The following is a 17227-nucleotide window of genomic DNA, read 5'->3' on the forward strand; positions in this document are numbered from 1 at the left end:
GTTTCAATCGTCGAGCAGACCTGTGCGCTCTGATTCCTCGATTACTCAAAGCCGTGATGCAGGCTAAACCTTGTCCAAGAGGGGTATTTCAAGCCTCAATTGAGCAAGAGACATAATCAGGTCAATTTATTTTTTGTTTTCATTAACAACCTCTAGTTTATAAGCATATGATTGATTAAGTAAAATTATTATACAATGCAGGTACTTACATTATTTGTAATTAACAACAAATTCAATGTAAAATTAATTACTGTTGTATATTATCAATATAAGAATTAAATAATTAAGTAATAATAAAGATCCAAAAATATTAAAAATATACACTCGCTAAGAAAAAAAATAAGCGAATAACACTAGGGTCTGTTGACGTTTTAAACTATTTTTGAATCTAAATCTGATCAAGTACAAAGCATCATGCACCGCACCCCCATCTTTTTTGTCCTCACTCCGCATTTTTTACTGCTTGATTACGCAGGGCCAGCCGAGGCGTTTCGGATTGCCGCAGGGCTGGGTGCGCCGTTTGATTTACACACCATCTCCCCCACAGCCACCCTGATTAGCTCATTGGGCTTAGAGATCAGCAATTTAGCGCCCCTACCGCAAGAACTGCCTAGTGGGGCCTTGGTGATTTTGTGCGGGGTGATGAAATCCAGCGATAACTACCAGCTACCCGAAGCACAAGCGGTTGTGGATTGGCTACACAGTATGCAGCGCCCAGATTTACAAGTGGCTTGCATCTGCTCTGCCGCACAATTAGCGGCTCGCGCTGGCCTGCTTGATGGCAGGCGCTGCACCACGCATCACACTTTAATTGAGCGTTTACGCCAACAAGCGCCTAAAGCCCGTGTTGAAGACGATAAAATTTTTATCCAAGATGGCCCCATCTATAGCAGCGCAGGCATTACCGCTGGTATTGATTTGGCGCTGTTTCTGATTGAGCAATTGGCCAGCGCATCGATTGCACAAGAAGTGGCAAGGCATATGGTGATTTACCTGCGCCGTAATGGCCAAGAAGCGCAATTATCCCCTTGGCTAGCACACCGCAGCCATCTGCACCCCAGTATTCACCGCGTGCAAGACGCCATTAGCCATGCCCCAGAAAAACACTGGTCGGTGGCCGATCTAGCCGCCATCGCACTGATGAGCGAGCGCAACCTAAGCCGCTTATTTCGCCAGCACGCAGGCCTTGGCATGGTGGAATACCAGCAAAGCCTGCGCATCGCTCATGCAAAAAAACTACTAGAAAATCCCAGCCATAGCCTAGAGAAAATTGCCGAATTAGCGGGGTTTAATTCAATCAGAGATTTCCGCCGCGTATGGGCGAAGTTTGAAGTAGGTTTGCCGAGGCGATAAATAAATAACAGGGCACGGCATGCCGTGCCCCTACAGATTTAACATGCGCCTTGTCTTATTTGGTCAATAGGATTTTTAAGCTGCCCCCATTCAATAGAATGGCTAAAATTCAGGCGTTGGGTTTTTACCGCTCATTAAATGATATTTACCCTCACGATAGCGAAATAGCTGCTGCTGCTTAATGGTGGATAAAATAGAATCTACTATAAATGTAGAATCCTTAGCTCCATCTTCTGCCGCTATTTCTTCTGTATTAGTCCGCTCTTCAACAAAACCCGAAAAGCTAATCAGCAAATCACCTGGTTTGGGGCCGTTAATTTTAATATGCCAATCACTTTTCACATCAACACAATCAAACCCAGAATACGATTCTACTGGGTAACGTGTTTGAATTAGCTTCTTAGGAGCTTGCTTAAAAACCTGATCACAATCTTCATGCGCCCCCAGCGTATCCGCAGCAATACGAATGGACTGAGGCAGTATACTTAGCACTTTTGAACTACCTAACTCATAAAGCGATAAATCAGTAAAGCATGCACCCTGATAGCAATTTGCAGACTCAATCCCTAAAGCAAATTTATTGCTACTGAGTTTTACTATTTTGGTTTTACCAACTTGCCCCATCGCCCCTATCCAATCGACCTGAGTTTGCTTCCCATCTGCATACCAGCGGCCGTCTACCTGTTTAAACCAAAACGCACTGATCAGCCCAGCTGACTGATGAAATGATACAGAATCCCCTTGCTTATCAACGGGTGACGCAGACGTCATTAACACCACTCGATTTGCATCCAAGCGTACCAGCTGCTCAGCCACTATATTAAACAGGTAAGCTGAAGATTCATTATTTTCTGAGGCTGCAATTAAGTAATCAGGAATTGCTCCTTCTTTCTCAGCAAGCTCTAAGGCCTGTATCTGCGATTTATTCTGTGTTTTCCAGTTTGGAAAAATCAACTGCATCAATAAGCCCCGCTCTAGCTTTTCGCTTGAAGGCGCATTTTTAGAGCAAGAAACTAAACAACCTAATATCAAAAAAAATATAATCTCTCTGAACAACAAAACACGCTCCTAAGCTAAAATTAATGACACGAACAAAGCCAATCAGAGCACGGCATACCGTGCACCTACAGTTTATTTTAAACCTATAGAAACCACAAAAAGTAAAAACAAAATAAAGACCATATTTGATACGCCAAGCAAAGCGCCTGTGCGCCATAGTGCAGATCCTACGCTGAGTTTATATGTGCCGCGTAATTGTTGAAACATATGAACAGGAGGAATAAATATAAACAATGTCCACGCCTGCCAACTGAAATTAAAATAGCCGATTACAGATAGCAATGAAAATAACAAACACATAAACGACATGGAATAAAGAGAAAAAACAGCATGATCGTACATTGCAACTTCTTTTCTCCAAAAAAACATCAACCACAAAAACGGCAATGATATCGGTAGCAAAATAAATGCATATTTATAGGTTGTATTTTTAATTTTATATAAAGAAAGCTCAGGGTTATCCAATGCATGCCGTATGGCGGTATCAATATACTGATACCCAGTGTCTACTTTATCATTACTGATTTCTATATTATGGCTCGTTTTATGCTCATTTTTTTTATCAGCAACAACTGAGCCGTGTTCTTCATCAAATTTGGCCAGTGCCGTTTTAGCCACTCTATATTCTATAATTGCTTCATTTAAATCAATTTTATCAATTTCACCATCTGGCGTTTTCTTTAATTCATCTTGTACTTTATTCAACGCAATCGTGGTTTCATCCAGCTCTTTAACTAATTGGGCGCGCGTATGCGGCTTTATCGCCATTGCTTCGGAAAGCTCGACACTGGAATGCGCACCTGTGATAGAAAAAACAAAAAACATAAAGAAAATCATAAATAAAAATAAGGCCAGCGGTGATAAATATCGCATGCGCTGGCCATCAATATAGCTACGGGTCAGCTCTCCAGGTCTGGCAACTAAAGCAGGCAAAGTGCGCCAGCCCTTGGCATCAAAATGCCAAACACCGTGTAAGACTTCTTCCACTAAATGCAAAAGCGAGTGGTGAATATGGCCAGACTGGCCACAGCTATGACAAAACTTACCTTGCAGTGGCGTCGCACAATTAGCGCAGTGATGCGCTGTATGCTGATTTGCTGCACTGCCAGCTTCAATTTCATGCGCAATCAAGCCTGCCGTCACCACAGCCCCTATTTCTTCCATACCGCCCCCGCGTAAGTGCTATGTTTGTTTTTGTCAGCAAAAACTAAGCATAACAAAAATTACAAGGCCCGAATATGTTGAAGTCATATAGTGTGGCAATTAGGAGGCGCTCAGTTTAATCTGCCTCCTCCCTCTTCGCTAATTGGCAGGAATTAAAGCCAGTAATTTTATACAGCGGGCAAAAACGCAATAAGCCCATTGCTAAAGGCACGACTCCAATAAAACCCCAAACACCCACCTTTTCCCTTAGGCCGCCTCTTTCAAGGCCAACCATTTGCGATACACCAATAACGCAACCTGAGCATCATCAGCGGCATATTTCATTTGCCGCTCGTTTAAGGGTGAGGCGGCCCAGTTAGAAGTACTCACTTTTTTGGATTTTTGTAAGCGCATGCCAAAAAATTGGGCTACCGCCGTCTTGGCCCCTAAATCCCCCGCGCCTTTTTCACGCATGGCTCTGGATAAATCTAAAACATGCTTGGGCGTAATCCCCAGCTTGGTATGTAAGCGTTTGTGATCATCGCTTAAGCCAAATCCCACTTTTAAAATCTGCGCAGATTCCAGCAAAGCCTTCACTACCGTAGTGGTTTGGCTGGCAGGCAAGATGGGGAATAAAAAGACTTGGGTATCGCTGGCCAGTTGAATAAGGTGTGGGCCATTGGATTGTTGGCCTTTAAAAAAAACAGGCTTGGATTCGGTATCAAAGCCCAGCACATCGGCGTTTTGCAAAGCCGCCAAAGCCTGCTCTGCATCTTGCAGAGATAGCACCAGATGCACATGGCTAAGCGAAATACCGGGATAGGGAGGAAGGACAATGTCTGGGTTCATGGGCAATTAGCTAAAGGCTGAGGATTTATGAAAAACATAGTGACTTTCTAAACGAGTCTATCGAGAGAAAAAACCAGATCGCATTCAACTATAACTGAATGCCAACAAACTAAGCATGCTGTAAATCAGCATCCGCTCAAAACTAATCACCCGTTTAAAAAATAATAGCCTTTTTTAAAAGCCATTTCTTTCAAAACAATGGCACGTTTACCAGCTACAAACAATAAAACTGACTACTCATGTAACAAAGGAGAGGCTATGTTTGATATTGTGATTATTGGCGGTGGTGCGGCAGGCTTAGGCGTGGCGCAAGCAATTAATAAGCGGCAGAAAGGGTTGAAAATTGCGATTGTGGAGCCTGCGATACAGCACTTTTATCAGCCAGCGTGGACCCTAGTAGCCGCAGGGGAGCTTAATATTAAGCAAACCGTTCAGCCCATGAGTAAGGTCATGCCAAGCTTTGTAGAATGGATTCAATCAGCGGCAAAGATATTTTATCCAGATAAAAACAGTATCACGCTAGAGAATCTAGACATCTTGCAATACCGCGCTTTAATTGTATGCCCCGGCTTATGCTTAAACTGGTCGGCAATTGAAGGCTTAGAAGAAACGCTGGGCAAAAACGGAGTCACTTCTAATTATCGCAGCGATTTATCCCCCTATACATGGCAATTAGTGCAGCAATTAAAAAGCGGAGTCGCTTTATTTACCCAACCTGCAATGCCAATTAAATGTGCTGGCGCGCCACAGAAAGCGGTTTATTTATCTTGCTCACACTGGGAAAAAAATAAAAAACTCCATAATATTAAGGTGCAGTTTCATAATGCAGGTACAGCGCTGTTTGGAGTGGCCTATTTTATTCCCATCCTTAAGCAATACATGGATCGCTACCGTTTTAATTTAAATTTTTCTAGCAATTTAATAAAAGTAGATGGCACAAATAAAATAGCGACTTTTGCCCATGCCCACCCAGATGGCAGCATTGTTTCTAGCGAAATAGCCTTCGATATGCTGCATATTGTACCGCCACAATGCCCCCACCCTTTTATTGCGAACAGCCCACTGGCCAATGCAGCAGGCTGGGTAGATATAGATCCTTATTCTTTACAACATATGCGCTATGCAAATGTATTTTCATTAGGAGATGCCGCGTCTAGCCCCAATGCCAAAACAGCCGCAGCCATTCGCAAACAAGCCCCAGTTGTTGCCATTAATATCCTTAGTTATTTATCTGGGCTAAGCAATAAAGCTATTTATAATGGTTATGGTGGCTGCCCGCTTACGGTAGAAAATGGCAAAATTGTACTGGCAGAGTTTGCCTATAACGGCGTGCTTGATCCTACATTTAAATTTTTGGCCCCACATATTCCAAGAAGATTTAATTGGTTTATCAAACGCCATCTCTTAGCCATTGTGTATTGGCATGGATTATTGCGCGGCAGAGAATGGCTGATTAAAACAAAAACAATAAATGATTAAACGCTGGCAAGGGTTTTAGTATCATAAATTTGCTTTAGGGAGGGGATTAAAGCAACTCATCGATGCATCATGATAAAAAGCAGAGGGAGATTATCTCTGTTTAATCCGTTTTCTTCGTGCATTTAGTGTTTTTCATGGACAAATAGTCTTGGTGGATAACATCCGTTATTAAGCTAAGTGCATTGCTCATGATGTCTATTTGGCTTTGCTGGAGCTGGCAATAAGCGGCTCCCCGCAAAACAGATAGCAAACAATCACAGCGACATGATCGGCTGGCTCTCTGCATAAATTTGATCGTGTTACCCCCAACAAGCACGCTAAACTAGCATCTGCCTCTTCACCCCTACCTGAAAGACGATATGGAATCTGATTTAGACTTACTCAGCCTTGATAAACAACTTTGTTTTTCTTTGTACTCTGCCTCGCTGGCAATGACTAAGGCTTATAAGCCGCTGCTAGAGAAAATTGGCCTCACGTATCCACAGTATCTGGTTATGCTAGTGCTATGGCAGCACGACAATATTTTAGTTAAAGACATCGGTGAGGCGCTTTTTCTAGATTCAGGTACGTTAACGCCGCTGCTTAAGCGTATGGAAAGCGCCGCATTACTCACTCGCCAGCGCGACAAAACAGACGAGCGCCAAGTGCGTATCACCCTCACCGCGGATGGTAAGGCGCTTAAAGAAGCAGCACAAATGATTCCTGTGCAGCTTTTATGCGCCAGCGGGCAAAGCACAGAAACGCTGATGCAGCTACGCAGCCAGCTAAGCCAAATTCGTGATGATTTAAATACACAGCGCTAGAAGGCGTATTTCTGCTGGCTTTTTCAGCCATTTATCCCCCTGCTCATCGCCTTGTCGCCGCCTTTTTTACACAATTAAGTTGTGTACAATTAAATTGTGTAATATAGTTAATTCATCGACCTGACAGGGCCGTTACTTTCTAACTAAAATCCAAGGTGCTTTACATGCAAATTCTTTACACAGCAAACGCAACTGTAACCGGTGGCCGTGATGGCCGTGCTACTTCTGATGATCAACAACTCGACCTGCAATTAAGCACGCCTAAAGCACTTGGCGGTGCAGGCGGCGCAGGTACTAATCCAGAGCAACTCTTTGCGGCGGGTTATTCGGCCTGTTTTATTGGCGCAATGAAATTTGTAGCTGCGGCTGAAAAAATCACTCTGGCTAAAGATGTGTCAGTGAATGGCTTGGTAGGAATCGGCCCCAATGGCCAAGGCGGCTTTGGCATTGCGGTAGCGCTCAATATTTCCCTACCTGGCATGGATCGGGCCGCAGCAGAAGCGCTGGTTAGCAAAGCCCACGAAGTGTGCCCTTACTCCAACGCCACCCGTGGCAATGTTGAAGTCACACTCACAATTATTTAAACGAGTGGTGACTATTAATAAGCTGTAGTTAATCTGCGGCTTGCTAATTAAAATTAGCATTCATTAAAGTTTTGACTACAGCATCTATTAATAAAAATCCATTTTCTATACGGCACAGCTGTTTAGATATAAGTACTAAAACTTATAATCCAATGTGAATCAGGTATTGCAAAAAAAGTCGCTATAGCGGCTTTTTTTACGTTACTTATTTAAACAAGCAGTACGCCACAAAAAAGCGAAGATAACTTGTAATAAAGGGGGTCTCACAGGATACTTTAGTCATGTTACATTTATTGATATAAAACGCCGGATTGATGATGAATGCATATTTGCCACGCTTAAGCAGAGCTGCATCGCTCCCCATACCAGCCTGCGTTCAGCGCCTCTGCATAGTTTGCCTAGGATTGCTGTTAAGTCTATCTACCAGCTTATGCTTGGGCCAAAGCAATATCGTCAAGATATGTGTAGGCGATTTTCCCCCTTATAACAGCCACGTACTCCCCAACAATGGGCCGATTATTGAGATTGCCACCGAAGCATTCAAGCGCTCAGGCTATCAAATGCAATTTCAATATATGCCTTGGGCCCGTATTCTTAAGGAAGGGGAACACGGTGAATGCGGCATTTTAGGCATCTGGCGCAATGCAAAGCGCGATCAGCTATTTGATTACACTGACTCTCTAGTCAAACAAGAGCTAGGCTTTTTTGCCAGGCGCGGCAATCACTATGATGTAAGTAGTAATAAGGTGCTGGAGTCACTTTCTATTGGGGTGGAACGCAGCAGCTATTTGCCACCCATTTTAGAAAACAACAAACTTCATTTCGACCCTGCCTCCAGCCTACGCACCAATCTATTAAAACTCTCCAAAAATCGTATTGATCTAGCCTATGGCAATAAGGCGGCTGGGCTGTACATAATCAAAACAGAAAAAGACTTACAAAACATAGAATGGCAAACACCCAGCCTAGAAATCAAAGATAGCTATCTTGCCTTTGCAAAAAAACATCCGCAAAAAGCCAAACTACTACAGGGATTTAAGCAGGGATTAGATAGCATGAAAGCCGATGGTAGTTATAAAAAAATACTGCGTAAAGGCAGGCTCTAAGCCGCAAGCGCTACCGCAAAACCAGCACTCATTTGCTGCTTATTTGTTCTGAATCAAGCGATCCTTGCTGATTTTCAACACAAACCGTTCAGCGCAAAGTATCCCCCTCTCCTCCTTGCTGCCTCTCTCTGCTAAAATCCACCATTAAACTTTGGCTTTGATAGGATATTCGAGCATGGCAGGTCATTCTAAGTGGGCAAATATTCAGCATCGTAAAGGTCGTCAGGACGCAAAACGCGGCCAGCTCTTTACCCGTCTGATTAAAGAAATTACCGTCGCAGCCAAAATGGGCGGCCCGGACATTGAAACCAATCCGCGTTTACGTCTGGCCATTGATAAAGCCTACGACGCAAATATGCCTAAAGACAATGTGCAGCGCGCGGTTGAGCGTGGTTCGGGCAATTTGGAAGGCGTAGATTACGTTGAATGCCGTTACGAAGGCTACGGCATTGGCGGCGCAGCCGTGATGATCGATTGCCTTACCGATAACCGCGTTCGTACCGTAGCCGAAGTTCGCCATGCTTTTGCCAAATGCGGCGGCAATATGGGTGCAGATGGCTGTGTATCGTTCCAGTTTAAACACTGCGGCACACTGATTTTTGCTCCTGGCACGCCAGAAGACGTATTGATGGAAGCCGCGCTAGAAGCCGGTGCAGATGACATCATCACCAATGACGATGGCTCCATCGAAGTCATCACCCCGCCTTACGAATTTATCACCGTAAAAGACGCGCTAGAAAAAGCCGGCTTTAAGGCAGAAATGGGTGAAGTCACCATGAAACCACAGGCAGAAACCGAAATTCTGGGTGACGATGTGGCAAAAATGCAAAAACTGTTAGATATGCTAGAAAACCTCGACGACGCACAAGCGGTTTACACCACCGCAGTGATGGACGAAGAATAATCCCCCCCCGCATATCAACGTAAAAAGCCCGCTGCAACGCGGGCTTTTTCATTCATGCGCTATAAAGATCAGGAAACATTCTGATGAGCGCTTCATGCTGCAACGTTTCTCCTACCTTTCCATTTTTGTCTTACTCAGCAGCTTGCTGCTATTGGATTACGGCTGGCTGAATTTTACCGCCGTAATTGATGATAGAGGCGGCGATTGGGTGCTGGAAAAAACCGCCAGCCAGCGAGCAGCCTCCCCCGATATTGTGATTATCGATATCGATCAGAAGAGTTTAGAGGTCATGAATGAAGTGGCGGGTAGCTGGCCTTGGCCACGGGCGATTCATGCCGAGCTGCTCACCGCAATTGCTGCCCACCAGCCTAAAGCCATCGTATTTGATGTGCTATTTAATGAAGCAGACAGCTTTCGAGCAGACAGCGATCAGCTATTTAGAGACACCGTAAAGCAGCAGCACAATATCTACCTCCCCAGCACACTTTTGGTGGATGGTGTTGGCGCTAAATTAATCGATTTACCCGCTATTTATGGCTTACAAAAAACCAAACAAGCCAAGCTAGATGCCCGAGCCCCCCTGCTTTTACCCCTTGTTTTACCGCCGGAAACATGGCGTGGTGGCTTAATTAATTTCAAAAAAGATGATGATGGTATTGGCCGCTATTACTGGATGTATATCGAAACCGCAGGCTGGCGGATTCCATCCATGCCGCAGCGCCTAGCCGCAGACTTGGCTTGGCCCAAGCCCAGTGGAACCGATATCCGGCTAAATTGGTCAAAAATGCACCGGCATATCAGCTATAGCGATCTTTATCTAGATTTCAACCGCGAAAAACCCCAGCGCCCCGCCGATGAGTTAAGAGACAAAATCATCATCATTGGCACCGCCGCCCCTGGCTTGCAAGATTTGCGCCCTACCCCTGTATCGGCCAATTTTCCTGGGGTAGAGATCCTCGCCACGGCCATTGATAATTTGCAGCACGGTGATTGGCTGCAAACACCTGATCGCGGCAAATTTGCACCGCTAGGCTTGCTGCTGATGGCCCTGTTGTTACTGGGGTTTCAACGCAAAGTAAATACCCTATATCTGGGCGGCGGATTAATGCTGCTTACGCTGGCGGGTTTGGCGCTTTTTTGGCTAGGCCTAAGCCGCAATCAATACTGGTCTATCACTGCCGCCATCACTTGGGCGTGGGTTTACTACTGGTTGGCGGCGCTGTTTGCTTATCTGGCCGAAAAAGCCCAGCGCGAGCAAGCCATCAGCCTATTTGGGCGATTTTTGGATCAGCGCGTGGTGAAGCAGCTGGTCGCCGAGGGCGAAATCAATACCAGCCAGCAGGCAGAGTCACGCCAACTCACCATTTTATTCTCTGATATTCGTGGCTTTACCACGCTATCTGAAACCCGCAGCCCTGAATATATTGTCAGCTTACTTAATCGTTATTTCTCACAGCAAGTCGAGATTATCTTTCGCCACGGCGGCACTTTAGACAAGTTTATCGGCGATGCCATTATGGCGTTCTGGGGTGCACCGGTAAATGATAGCGAGCACGCCAAACACGCCGTAGCCGCTGCCATTGAGATGTCGGCAGCACTAGTGAAATTTAAAACCGAGTTAACTGATTTAGGTGCTGATTTTGATATCGGCATTGGCCTACATACCGGCCCGGCCGTGGTCGGTTTTATTGGCTCGAATGCCCGCTTGGATTACACCATTATTGGTGATTCTGTAAACCTAGCCTCACGCATTGAAGGCCTCACCAAAGGCATCTCACGGGTATTGGTGTCGGATGCCACCCGATTAGCCTGTGGTGAGCAATTTGTATTTGTGCCCCACGGCAGCTTTCATGTGAAAGGCCGTGAGCAGGAAGTTGAGCTGTTTGAACCTTTGGAAATAAGGAAAGCGCCATGAAAAAAATCCTGTTGCTACTTGCCCTCAGCAGCACCGCTTGGGCCGAGCCGGCCAGTATTATTCGTAACTCTGATTTACGTGAAAAGCCCTTTCTAGACGCCGCCATCGTCGGCCAGCTCAGCGCAGGCAATAGCGTGGATGTGCAAGCACGTCAAGGCGCGTGGATGCAGGTAAAAAGCAGCAGTAATTTAATCGGCTGGATCAAATTACTGAATGTCAGAACGGGTAATAGCACCGAAAGCAGCAGTGGCAGCGGCTTTGGTGCCCTCGCCAAAGTCTTTACCACCGGCTCATCGGGCAGCACCGTCACCACCGGTGTAAAAGGCCTCTCTGCTGAGCAAATCCGTAATGCCCAGCCTAATCCAGAAGAGCTAAACAAACTGATCGGCTATAGCGCTAGCAGCAGCGATGCCAGCCGCAACGCGGCCAAAGAGCAACTGATCCCACAAACGGTGGCTTATATCCCCCTCGATAGCCAAGCAGCACCCAGCGAAAGTAACTCTTCAGAAAGGAGGCGTTAATCATGAAAATCAAACTACTTGCCCTCTTATTGATTCCTAGCTCGGTGTGGGCGTTTGATCTTGGCGGATTAATTACCTCAATCTCAGACACGGTTAAAAACACCGCCGAAGCCAACCGCACCATTAGCCCAGAAGAAGAACAGCTGGTGGGTGCGGGGCTAGCATCTAATTTGCTAGGAGCCGCTCCATTAGTGGCATCCCCTGCCCTGCAACACTATGTAAATCAAGTGGGCATGTGGGTGGCCAAGCAATCTGAACAGCCCAATTTGGCTTGGCACTTTGGCGTGATTGACAGCCCCAATATCAACGCCTTTGCCACCCCTGGCGGCTATATTTTGCTGACCCGTGGCCTCATGAATATCTTACGCAGCGAGGCTGAGCTTGCCACCGTTTTAGGCCATGAAATTGGCCATGTGTTAAAACACCACCATATGCGTGCCATTCAGGCAGATAAAGGCAAAGAAGCCTTCGGCAGCGCCCTGCAAGGCGTGGTGGCTTATAAAGATGGCGGGGCCAAAAATCAACTTGGGGCGAATGTGATTAAAGGCTTTTCTGAAACCTATATCCGCGGCCTAGATAAGGGTGACGAATACGAAGGCGATGTAATTGGCATGGTGCTGGCGGCAAGGGCAGGCTACAACCCTTACGCGCTAGTTTCTGTTTTACAAACCATGGCCGCGATCAACCCGCAGGACAGCACCGTGGCCCTGATGTTCAGCACCCACCCCAGCCCTAGTGATCGCCTGAATAAAATTGATCAAGTCATCGGCGATAAGCTAGAAAGCTTTGCAGGCGGCATAGAAAACACCAAACGTTTTCAAGCCCTCAAATCAAAGTAGGGGCACGGCATGCCGTGCCCGATAAGCATGCCCTGCCCAAAAAATCTGCCGTAATCCGCCATGACGCACAAGGGCGGCTTACGGCAAAAACCACCTAAACCGCCCTATATTAAAAAAACAATCCGTAATTTCCGCTACTAAGTTAAAAACGTTAAGCACCGCGGCTCGCCGTATAATCTGGCATCTTCTTTGGGATAGATCGCCATGCAGCCTTTTGTTGCCCGCCGCTCCACCTTATCCACTCGCTTAGCTGCGGGTGTGCTTGTTGTGCCAAACACGACAGAAATCATCCGAAATGCCGATACCACCTATCCATTTCGCTATGATTCGAGCTTTTACTACCTCACGGGTTTTAACGAGCCCGATGCTGTTTTTGTGCAAATCAATCAAGCGGGCAGCACGCAAAATATCCTATTCTGCCGCCCTAAAGATTTAGAGCGCGAAATCTGGGATGGCCATCGTTATGGGCCAGAAGAAGCCTGCAAAGCTTTTGGCTTTGATGCGGCGTATTCCATCGAAGAACTCGATAATAAAATGATTGAGCTGTTACAAAATCAGCCGCGTATTCACACCACTTTTGGCCACAATCCCACGTGGGATAGCCAAGTCAGCCGCTGGGTAAACGGAGTACGAGCCAAGGTACGTAGCGGTGTTACGGCTCCCAATGAAATCCATGATGTGCGCGGCACCATTGCCGAAATGCGCTTATTTAAAGATAAATTTGAACTGGTGCACCTGCGTAAAGCGGGGCTGATTAACTCGGCCGCTCACGCCCGCGCCATGCGCTTTGCCCGCCCAGGCCAAATGGAATACGAAGTAGAAGCCGAAATCCTGCACGATTATTATCGCCAAGGTAGCCGCTTTCCTGCTTACTCCAGCATTGTGGCGGCAGGCGCAAATGCCACCTGCCTGCATTACGGCGAAAACAATAAGCCACTTCAGGATGGCGATTTAATCTTGATTGATGCGGGTTGCGAGATCGAAGGTTACGCATCCGATATCACCCGTACTTTTCCAGTCAATGGCAAATATAGCGGCCCGCAAAAAGACGTTTACGAAATCACCCTAGCTGCCCAATACGCCGCGCTAGACGCTTGCCGCGTTGGCCAAAGCTGGAACGCCCCGCACGAAGCTGCGGTACGGGTGCTCACACAGGGCATGCTTGATTTGGGGCTGCTACAAGGATCGCTGGATGGCGCAATTGAATCGCTCAGCTATAAGCAGTTTTACATGCACAATACCGGCCACTGGATGGGGCTGGATGTGCACGATGCAGGCGCTTACAAAATCCAAGGTGAATGGCGCAAGCTAGAAGCGGGCATGGTAATGACGGTAGAGCCAGGCTTTTATATTCGCCCAGCCGCCAATGTGCCCACGCACTTTGAAAACATCGGTGTGCGCATCGAAGACGATGTACTCATCACCCCAAATGGCATGGAAAACCTCACCGAATCCTGCCCTAAAACCGTGGCAGAGATTGAAGCGGTAATGGCGAGATAATCAGCTAATTTGTAAAGTGAACCCCATGTACGCTAAAAAAGTTACATAGAACCTTAAAGTGTATGAAATAGTGCTAAGCCTTGAACCGCAAAGATTGTGAGAGCACAGAGAAAGACTCAAAGCCTTATTTCCTCTGTGAAACTCTGTGCCCTCTGTGTTTTCTGTAGTTTAAGATTTAACCCGCTGATTCATCTCATGATTTTTTTGCTTAGCGCATATGGGGTGGGCCCTCGTGCCCACGCACTTCGTCCATGAATCCGCGTAAGCACAGCTACCCAAATATTCCTGCCTTTATTCATGGGCAAAAAGCCTGCATCGCCCTACAATACCCACCGTGATTCAAGCTTTAGGTTGTAAACATGCTTTTAGACAAACTCCCCCTTCATGTAGACGTGCTGATTGTTGGCGGTGGGCCAGTGGGTGCACTGGTACTGCAAAGGCTAGCTGCGGCGGGCATGGATGCTTTGCTCGTTGATGCCAAACCTAAAATCGACGCCGATCCACGCGCCATCGCGCTCTCTTGGGCCAGCTTTGAGGCGCTTAATCGGGTGGGTTTATGGGCAGATAATCTAAACGCTACGGCCATTAAGCAAGTCCATATCTCGCAGCAAGGCACCATAGGCCGCACCGAGCTAAAAGCAGCAGATATCAGCCTACCCGCGCTGGGCTTTGTGGTGGCTTACGATAAACTCGCCAGCCACGCCTTTAATACGCTCAGCCAAAGCCCTGCTAAGGCCGCATTAGGCTTTCGTGTTAACACCATCAAACGTCTTGCCCGCTTTGCCCAAATCAGCGTTGACGGCCCCAATGGCGAAGAGCAGCTGAGTGCCCGCTTAGTGATTCTTGCCGATGGTGGCCAGCTGATTAGCCAGCTCGATGACATCAAACAAACCATCAAGCCTTATCAACAGCACGCTATTCTGGCGAGGCTAACACCGCTAGAACCCCATTGTGGCACGGCCTATGAGCGCTTTGCAGACGATGCCACACTGGCGCTCTTGCCCAATGGATCAGACTATATGTTGGTTTGGCCGCAATCGCCAGAGCTTGCAGCCGAGCGCCTTGCCATGAGCGATGCGGACTTTATTGCCGCCGTCACCCAGCGTTTTTCTGGGCGTATCGCGGGGTTTTCTAGCGTAGGCTCAAGGGCCAGCTGGCCGCTTGCGCTAAAAACCTTAGCTTCTGTCGTAGGGCAAAGAGTGGTGCTAATCGGCAATGCCGCGCAAACGCTGCACCCTGTGGCTGGGCAAGGGCTAAACCTAGGGCTACGTGACGCCACCACCTTGGCCGAGCTATTAATTTGCTCCCGCCAAGATGAATTAGGCGAACCCGAGCAACTAGCCCGCTATGCACGCTTACGCAAAAAAGACGCCGGTTTAGTCACCCACTTTACCGATGGCTTAATCACCATTTTTGATCAACCTAGCCCGCTGCTTAAACACGGCCGAAGCCTAGGGCTGATCGCTATGGACCAGGTAGCTTGGCTGCGTAAAGGCTTTACTAAGCGCATGGTGTTTGGCGCAAGATAACGAAGTAGCCAACCATCCGTTTTATTACATTTTAGACTGACTAAAAAAGCGTCATCCCCATGTGTTTTTACCGAGGATCCAGCAACAGCACTGGATTCCCGCCTGTGCGGGAATGACGACGCTTATTTTAGTTACTTTCGGAAACTGATGGCCCAATACATACATGATTCAATGTACGTATGAAGTTATGAAAAAAAATACTATAATTATCTTTGCATAAATATTGTATAATTCGTAATACTAATCCAACTACCATAGTATATTTTTTTCATAAAAAAATAATATAATCTTAATAATCATTGTTAAAAAACAAACATTTTCACTAAAAAATCATAAATAAATAGAAAATATTTAAATTAAAAAAATACTTATTATTGATTCAACATGGTTTTGAAATAAAATACGGCTCATAAGAAAATAAAATATATTTTACAATTAGCATATTTTCAAATTAGCTATTTTAATGGAATCTCAAAGTGGCTTTTTCATTTATCCGCAAAATCATTGCGCCAAACACCTCAGGCAATATCACCTTAGAAAACGAGAGTGATGCAGCACCCATCGTTGCAGAGGAGTCTGGTTTTGACCTAAGCCAGCTCAGTATAGAAGTGATTGATAACGATTCACTGCTCACCCCAATCCAAGAAGAAGCTGCGATGCTGCACGCCAGCGGCCAAAGTATTGCTGCCGCAAAAATCCTACACTCAGAACTAAAAAAAATAGCAGGTTTACACCAAACTGAAGCATGGCTCATGCTTTTTGAGCTTTTACAGCAAAATAATGATAAACAACTGTTTGATAAAGTGGCCCTTTTATTTGTTTTAGAGTTTGAAAAAACCCCGCCCACCTGGCGCCAACATTCGGTAAAAGCCAGCAGCGAAGCGCAAAACTACTATCAGTTTCCAGCCATACTTAGCCATAGCAATATCGATAAAGAACTACTCGCCTTCCAAGCCGCACTACAAGCTTGCAGCAGCTTACGTATTGATATGGCCAAAATCAAAGAAATAGACACCATTGCAGCGGCAGAGCTGCTAGCAGTTTGGCAGCGCAGCGTTAAAAAAGGCATCCGCTTACAACTACTAGGCAATCACGAAATAGAAACCCTGCTACGCAGCCGGATTCAAACATCAAGAGCGATTCCTGCTGAAGCGCCACTTTGGCTGCTCTTGATTGAGCTGCAGCAAATCCAAGGTTTACAAGATGAGTTTGAAAATTTAGCCGTCGATTACGCAATCACTTTTGAAGTCTCGCCCCCTTCTTGGATCGAGCCTGATCAGCATGCGGTGCTTATCCCAGCGGGCCCAATTGAACCCGTCAAAAAGCAAGATCGTTTATATATTGAAAGCGATATTCTCAATACTAAGCCTGAGCAAATTGCGGCGATTCGTGATTACGTCCAGCAACGCTCGTTCCCTGTACTTGATTTTAGCCATGTACACCGAGTAGATTTTGATTCAGCAGGGCAATTACTTGGTCTTTGCATGGATAAGCCACAGCAAATCACCCTTTGCCATGCCAATGCCTTAGTCGTTGCCTTGTTTCGCATCATGGGCATTACTGAGCTAGTGACGCTATCTAGCTAATAGCGAATCTCTCGATCCGCCACTAAGGGTATTTCTTGGCTACAAGCACAATCATGC

16 protein-coding genes are annotated in these 17227 nt (G+C 46.3%); 12 read left to right on the plus strand and 4 right to left on the minus strand.

The features are described 5' to 3' along the window. The first annotated feature begins 414 nt into the window (after positions 1 to 414). A complete protein-coding gene (locus R6242_RS14395) occupies positions 415 to 1353 on the plus strand; it encodes a GlxA family transcriptional regulator (protein ID WP_318427982.1) in 939 nt (312 codons plus the stop codon). A gap of 102 nt (positions 1354 to 1455) precedes the next feature. Here R6242_RS14395 and R6242_RS14400 read toward each other — a convergent pair whose 3' ends face one another. The 4 genes from R6242_RS14400 to R6242_RS14410 all read right to left on the minus strand — a co-directional run bounded on the left by R6242_RS14400 (position 1456) and on the right by R6242_RS14410 (position 4404). Beyond that, positions 1456 to 2313 carry a hypothetical protein gene (locus R6242_RS14400; RefSeq protein WP_318427984.1) on the minus strand — a complete coding sequence of 286 codons (858 nt, stop codon included), beginning with the start codon at positions 2311 to 2313 and terminating at the stop codon, positions 1456 to 1458. A gap of 171 nt (positions 2314 to 2484) precedes the next feature. Further along, a complete protein-coding gene (locus tag R6242_RS14405) occupies positions 2485 to 3399 on the minus strand; it encodes a DUF3667 domain-containing protein (protein ID WP_318427986.1) in 915 nt (304 codons plus the stop codon). A gap of 292 nt (positions 3400 to 3691) precedes the next feature. Beyond that, the gene (locus R6242_RS22300; protein WP_412100226.1) at positions 3692 to 3850 is read right to left on the minus strand and encodes a DUF2892 domain-containing protein; all 159 of its coding nucleotides are present in this window, start codon (positions 3848 to 3850) and stop codon (positions 3692 to 3694) included. After that, entirely contained in the window at positions 3823 to 4404 is a 582-nt protein-coding gene (locus R6242_RS14410; protein ID WP_318427988.1) for a 3'-5' exonuclease, read from the minus strand. Before R6242_RS14410 ends, R6242_RS22300 begins: the two co-directional genes overlap by 28 nt. Positions 4405 to 4662: 258 nt before the next feature. Between R6242_RS14410 and R6242_RS14415 the strand changes: the two genes are divergently transcribed. The 11 genes from R6242_RS14415 to R6242_RS14465 all read left to right on the plus strand — a co-directional run bounded on the left by R6242_RS14415 (position 4663) and on the right by R6242_RS14465 (position 17170). Next, the gene (locus R6242_RS14415; protein WP_318427991.1) at positions 4663 to 5883 is read left to right on the plus strand and encodes an FAD/NAD(P)-binding oxidoreductase; all 1221 of its coding nucleotides are present in this window, start codon (positions 4663 to 4665) and stop codon (positions 5881 to 5883) included. A gap of 359 nt (positions 5884 to 6242) precedes the next feature. Next, the gene (locus tag R6242_RS14420) at positions 6243 to 6686 is read left to right on the plus strand and encodes a MarR family transcriptional regulator (RefSeq protein WP_318427993.1); all 444 of its coding nucleotides are present in this window, start codon (positions 6243 to 6245) and stop codon (positions 6684 to 6686) included. Positions 6687 to 6850: 164 nt separating this feature from the next. Beyond that, positions 6851 to 7270, plus strand: a complete 420-nt coding sequence (locus R6242_RS14425; RefSeq protein ID WP_412100228.1) for an organic hydroperoxide resistance protein — start codon at positions 6851 to 6853, stop codon at positions 7268 to 7270. A 314-nt stretch (positions 7271 to 7584) separates the two neighbouring features. Beyond that, positions 7585 to 8376: a substrate-binding periplasmic protein gene (locus tag R6242_RS14430; RefSeq protein WP_318427998.1), complete on the plus strand. Its 792-nt coding sequence runs from the start codon at positions 7585 to 7587 to the stop codon at positions 8374 to 8376. A 175-nt stretch (positions 8377 to 8551) separates the two neighbouring features. Further along, the gene (locus R6242_RS14435) at positions 8552 to 9280 is read left to right on the plus strand and encodes a YebC/PmpR family DNA-binding transcriptional regulator (RefSeq protein WP_318428000.1); all 729 of its coding nucleotides are present in this window, start codon (positions 8552 to 8554) and stop codon (positions 9278 to 9280) included. A 94-nt stretch (positions 9281 to 9374) separates the two neighbouring features. Then, positions 9375 to 11195 carry an adenylate/guanylate cyclase domain-containing protein gene (locus R6242_RS14440; RefSeq protein WP_318428002.1) on the plus strand — a complete coding sequence of 607 codons (1821 nt, stop codon included), beginning with the start codon at positions 9375 to 9377 and terminating at the stop codon, positions 11193 to 11195. Continuing rightward, on the plus strand, positions 11192 to 11716 hold the full coding sequence (locus R6242_RS14445; protein ID WP_318428003.1) for an SH3 domain-containing protein: 525 nt from the start codon (positions 11192 to 11194) through the stop codon (positions 11714 to 11716). The genes R6242_RS14440 and R6242_RS14445 overlap by 4 nt, the downstream gene beginning before the upstream one ends. A 2-nt stretch (positions 11717 to 11718) precedes the next feature. Continuing rightward, complete coding sequence (locus R6242_RS14450) at positions 11719 to 12555, plus strand: M48 family metalloprotease (RefSeq protein WP_318428005.1); 837 nt, start codon at positions 11719 to 11721, stop codon at positions 12553 to 12555. A gap of 204 nt (positions 12556 to 12759) precedes the next feature. Then, complete coding sequence (locus R6242_RS14455) at positions 12760 to 14055, plus strand: aminopeptidase P N-terminal domain-containing protein (RefSeq protein ID WP_318428007.1); 1296 nt, start codon at positions 12760 to 12762, stop codon at positions 14053 to 14055. A gap of 359 nt (positions 14056 to 14414) precedes the next feature. After that, positions 14415 to 15584, plus strand: coding sequence for an FAD-dependent monooxygenase (locus tag R6242_RS14460; RefSeq protein WP_318428010.1), 1170 nt, complete (start codon positions 14415 to 14417; stop codon positions 15582 to 15584). 476 nt (positions 15585 to 16060) lie between these two features. Next, the gene (locus R6242_RS14465; RefSeq protein WP_318428013.1) at positions 16061 to 17170 is read left to right on the plus strand and encodes a hypothetical protein; all 1110 of its coding nucleotides are present in this window, start codon (positions 16061 to 16063) and stop codon (positions 17168 to 17170) included. Positions 17171 to 17227: the final 57 nt, after the last annotated feature.

This window comes from Iodobacter sp. CM08 (assembly GCF_033446605.1).
Lineage (GTDB): Bacteria > Pseudomonadota > Gammaproteobacteria > Burkholderiales > Chitinibacteraceae > Iodobacter.

What these genes read in the sequence shown, in the direction of transcription:
- R6242_RS14420 (WP_318427993.1), top strand. Translation starts at nt 6,243, where the DNA reads ATGGAATCTGATTTAGACTTACTCAGCCTTGATAAACAACTTTGTTTT.
- R6242_RS14395 (WP_318427982.1), top strand. Translation starts at nt 415, where the DNA reads ATGCACCGCACCCCCATCTTTTTTGTCCTCACTCCGCATTTTTTACTG.
- R6242_RS14400 (WP_318427984.1), bottom strand. Translation starts at nt 2,313, where the DNA reads ATGCAGTTGATTTTTCCAAACTGGAAAACACAGAATAAATCGCAGATA.
- R6242_RS14445 (WP_318428003.1), top strand. Translation starts at nt 11,192, where the DNA reads ATGAAAAAAATCCTGTTGCTACTTGCCCTCAGCAGCACCGCTTGGGCC.
- R6242_RS14410 (WP_318427988.1), bottom strand. Translation starts at nt 4,404, where the DNA reads ATGAACCCAGACATTGTCCTTCCTCCCTATCCCGGTATTTCGCTTAGC.
- R6242_RS14460 (WP_318428010.1), top strand. Translation starts at nt 14,415, where the DNA reads ATGCTTTTAGACAAACTCCCCCTTCATGTAGACGTGCTGATTGTTGGC.
- R6242_RS14425 (WP_412100228.1), top strand. Translation starts at nt 6,851, where the DNA reads ATGCAAATTCTTTACACAGCAAACGCAACTGTAACCGGTGGCCGTGAT.
- R6242_RS14440 (WP_318428002.1), top strand. Translation starts at nt 9,375, where the DNA reads ATGCTGCAACGTTTCTCCTACCTTTCCATTTTTGTCTTACTCAGCAGC.
- R6242_RS14430 (WP_318427998.1), top strand. Translation starts at nt 7,585, where the DNA reads ATGATGAATGCATATTTGCCACGCTTAAGCAGAGCTGCATCGCTCCCC.
- R6242_RS14450 (WP_318428005.1), top strand. Translation starts at nt 11,719, where the DNA reads ATGAAAATCAAACTACTTGCCCTCTTATTGATTCCTAGCTCGGTGTGG.
- R6242_RS22300 (WP_412100226.1), bottom strand. Translation starts at nt 3,850, where the DNA reads ATGGTTGGCCTTGAAAGAGGCGGCCTAAGGGAAAAGGTGGGTGTTTGG.
- R6242_RS14435 (WP_318428000.1), top strand. Translation starts at nt 8,552, where the DNA reads ATGGCAGGTCATTCTAAGTGGGCAAATATTCAGCATCGTAAAGGTCGT.
- R6242_RS14455 (WP_318428007.1), top strand. Translation starts at nt 12,760, where the DNA reads ATGCAGCCTTTTGTTGCCCGCCGCTCCACCTTATCCACTCGCTTAGCT.
- R6242_RS14415 (WP_318427991.1), top strand. Translation starts at nt 4,663, where the DNA reads ATGTTTGATATTGTGATTATTGGCGGTGGTGCGGCAGGCTTAGGCGTG.